Origin of the sequence: Methylobacterium sp. WCS2018Hpa-22 (genome assembly GCF_031843785.1) — a bacterium.
Taxonomy (GTDB): domain Bacteria; phylum Pseudomonadota; class Alphaproteobacteria; order Rhizobiales; family Beijerinckiaceae; genus Methylobacterium.
Genome location: NZ_JAVTJA010000037.1, coordinates 1 through 3,779, shown reverse-complemented (window position 1 = coordinate 3,779; position 3,779 = coordinate 1). Strand labels below are relative to the sequence as shown.

Sequence of the window (3,779 nt, the reverse complement as noted above, 5' to 3'; positions counted from 1 at the left end):
TGAGCGTATCGGCCCCGGCACCGCTGTAGAGCGTGTTGGCGAGCTCGTTGCCGCCAAGGCTGATACCGAGAGTTCCGGCCCTGGCGACCAGGGTCTCGACCGATTCACCCGCCCCCAGGACGAAGTTGCTGCTGGCGTAGATCCTGTCGGTTCCGCCCCCTGCCACCTCGTGCACGACGTCGCCCAGCTGATCGACGTAGTAGATGTCGTTCCCCGACCCTCCGGAGAGGTCATCCGCACCGCCAAGACCGTCGAGGACGTCGTTGCCGAGGGCCGAGGTGATCGTGTTCGCCAGATTGGTTCCCGTGAGCCGGTCGGCGTAGTCGCTGCCGAAGAGGTTCTCGAAGCCGTGGATCTGGTCGCCTTGCGCATGGCCGCCGCTGGCAGTCAAGGTGAGAAGATTGACCGTGACGCCGGCATTGGAACGCGCGTAGCTCAGGGTATCGATGCCGCCCCCGCCTTCCAGGTTGTCGCCAGCTCCTCCGCCCTCGATCATGTTGGCGAGGTTATCGCCGGTGATCCGGTCCGCGAGCGCGGAACCGACCACGTTCTCGACATTGACGATCACATCCCGTTCGGCGTCGCCCCCCGATGCCTCGTCTGGCAGCAAGCGCCCGCTGCGGACCTGCATGTCGATCCTCACGCCCGCCGCGGAGGCGCTGTAATCCACCGTATCGATGCCGTCGCCGCCATCCACCGCATCGCGGCCCGCTCCCGGAGTGAGCCAGTCGTCACCGGCGCCCCCCTTAAGAAAATCCTTGCCGGCTCCGCCGCGGAGTGTGTCGGCACCCTCGCCGCCGTCCAGCACGTCATCGCCGCGACCGCCGTTCAGCGTATCGTCCCCGTCCTCCCCGTAGAGGTAATCGTCCCTCGTATCGGGGCCTGAACTCAGCGTGTCGTTTCCACCCTCGCCGTGGAGGGCGTCGCTGCCTCCCGTTCCTCCGTTCAGAATGTCGTTCCCGGCACCGCCATAGAGTGTATTGTCGCCCGACGTTCCGATGATACGGTTGTCGAGATCGTTGCCAACGAGGACGAGGGCGACGCCCGCCGCCACGCCCGCTCCGGTGAAGTCGCGGTTTGCCTCGCCGGCGGCCAAGTTCCGCTGCTCCGACACTTTGAACGTGTCCCAGTGGCCATGCGCGATGCCGGAATTCCGGGCGATCAGGTCTGAGAAATGCTGCGCGTTGATATCGTTGACGAGCATCGTGCCGTCGAGTTGTTCCAGATAGTAGAAGCGGTCGCCTTCCTGCAGCCGGTCCAGCTGCTCCTGGAAGATCCACGTGAAGGTGGAACCCATCTGGCTGCCGCCGCTGGGCGCTTCGGCAAGACCGCCGATCCACAGGTCGACGTCGTTCACATGGCTGATGCCGGTGCCGTTGATCTTGCCGTTGGCCGGATCGATCACGTCCTCGCCATAGACCGCCTTGAACTGAGCCAGAAGCTCGGCTCTTTGCGCGGCGTTGCCGCGAAGGTGAGCCCCGAATTCGTTCCAGTTCTGGTAGGCCGCAAGGCTTGGCACACCTGGCCCCGCCGCATAATCGGACGCTTGGCCGAGAGCGTCGAGACTCGTGCCCGCGCTGCTCACTTCGGCCCTGAACTCGTTCAGCGAAGAGAGCCCGAGTTCGCGCCCGCGCATGATGTTGGCCGCGCCGAGATCGAGCGGAAGCCCGAGAAGCTGGCTGCGCACGGCCTCGACCAGCTTCTCGTCGATCTGGTCGTGTGCCACCTGCATCGTCCCGGCCAGGAACGCCGCCGTCCCTCCCGTCACGCCCGGATGAGCCGAATCCTTGCCGGCGAACATGGCCGGGTTCAGGAAGGCCTGAATGAGGGGAACGTCCTTCAGTTCGCCGTTGGCATCGACGTAGGGAATCGTTTCGTTGATCATCGAGTGACCGACGCGATACATCGCACCAGCGAACTCCTCGGAGATCGCAGCGTTGACGTTCGCGCGATAGCCGCTGAATCCGTGGTCACCGGCACCAGGAATCTCACCCGACATCGCGGTAGCGAACTCGTCGAAGACGATCCTCTGATATTCCGCCGAGGTGATGACCTTTGCGGCCTGGAAGACCTCCTCCGCGCTCCATTCGGGGTGAAGAGCGCGGATCTGGTCGGCCTGATAATTATGCTCCCGATGAAAGACGGTGTGCACGGAGGTCAGCGCGACGTTCTCGTTCGCCCGGTGATCACCGGCGATGTAGTAGGAAAGCAGCGTTTCCAAGCTGAAGTTCGGATCCGGCTGACCATCACGGCCGAGCGGGGACGTGTCGAAATCGTTTTTGTCGCCGAGCAGGATCGTGTGCTTGCCGTCGCCGATATCGGCGAAGTCGACGAAATTGGCCGCGTTCTTCAGGTAGGTCCAGGCGGCGTAGTCTCCCCCCGATGCGCTCGCCAGATCCAGGGCATGGGCCATATCGGCATCGCTGACTCCGTTGTTGAGCAGGACGTCCTTGTAGGTCGCGAGGGTGCCGCGGGCGACGCCGTCCGGGCCGACCTCCTCCACGCCGTCGAGGAGATGATGCGTCTTGACGAGATGGCCGCCTGCATCGCGGATGACCGCGCCGTTGGCATCTCTCGCGGTTTCGCGAAGCAGCCAGGTCATGCCGGGCTCCGACCCGTAGGTCTGGTTCTGGTCCACGAAGGGCGAGACCTTGTTCAGGTGCTCGGTTCCATTCACGTTATCCAGGACGGCGTTGCCGTCCGTGTCGATCGTGTATCGGGCCGCGCGGCCGCCGATGAGGAACTGCAGCTGGGGTGGAACACCCTGGGCGATGATGTTGTCCGTCGTGTCGATGGTCAGACCGGGATTGGCGGCCGCGATCTGCGCGAGCTTCGCGTCGACGCCGCTCATATCGACGAATTGCGATCCGCCGCCACGGTCGTAGAAATCGAGGCCGTGATCGAAGAACTGACCGAACGACATCAAAAGGAGATTGGTGCCGTAGCTATTCGGCGTCTCGACGGATTGACCGTTCTGATCGATGGATTCGGAGACGACGTTGCTGATCACCCTCTCGTTGGGGAGCAGAGCGCCGCTGGCTCCGGTCACCCGAACGCCGTTGATGCTCCCCGGTTCATAATGAGCAGCCGTCAGGCGAACGAAGGGCTGGTCCGCGTTGCCCCAAGAGGGGTGCGCAAGGTTGTTGCCCTCGCCGTTGATCGCCCTGAAATCGCCCTCGTCGAACAACGTATCAAGGAAGGCCAAATCTTGTGATCGAAGTGAAATCGTCATTGGAACACTCCATATCGATTGAGTAACCGGGGGTGTTCGCCGACTTTCGTCGGCGTTCATCGGTCTAAACAAGCGGCCGATATTGGTCGTGTACGCGGCGGGTTCGACCGGCAGCGGCTATAGCAGGTGGAAGTCGGTCTGCGTGACGGTGGTGGCGTTGACGCCGAAGAGCAGGATCGTGTCGGCTCCGATCACGACAGCGGTGTTGGCCCCGGCCTGAGTGATCGAAACCTCGCTGGCGAAGTTGGCCCCCGTGATCCCAAGGCCCGTCAGGTCCATGACATCCTGGCCACCGGTCGGATCGGCATCGAAACCGACGATCCGGTCCGATCCGAACCCGGATGCGAACACGAACGTGTCGTCTCCGGCGCCCCCTTTCAGGGTATCGTTCCCGAGGCCGCCGTTCAGGCGATCCCCGCCGCTGCTCCCGACGAGCGTGTTGGCGAGCTCGTTGCCGGTGAGGCTGAGGCCGCCGACCTTGGCGAAGAGGGCCTCGATCGATTCACCCGCCCCTAGGGTGAAGTTGCTGCTGGCGTAGATCTTGTCG

Annotated in this window: 1 protein-coding gene and 1 pseudogene; both read right to left on the bottom strand. The window is 63.5% G+C overall.

Translation table 11 applies throughout. The features are described 5' to 3' along the window. Nucleotides 1-3,205, bottom strand: a 3,205-nt coding sequence (locus tag RQI43_RS24430) for a peroxidase family protein (protein WP_311276896.1), incomplete at its 3' end; no start/stop codon positions are given. A gap of 144 nt (nucleotides 3,206-3,349) precedes the next feature. After that, nucleotides 3,350-3,779, bottom strand: a pseudogene (locus RQI43_RS24425) (hypothetical protein); the annotation flags it as partial.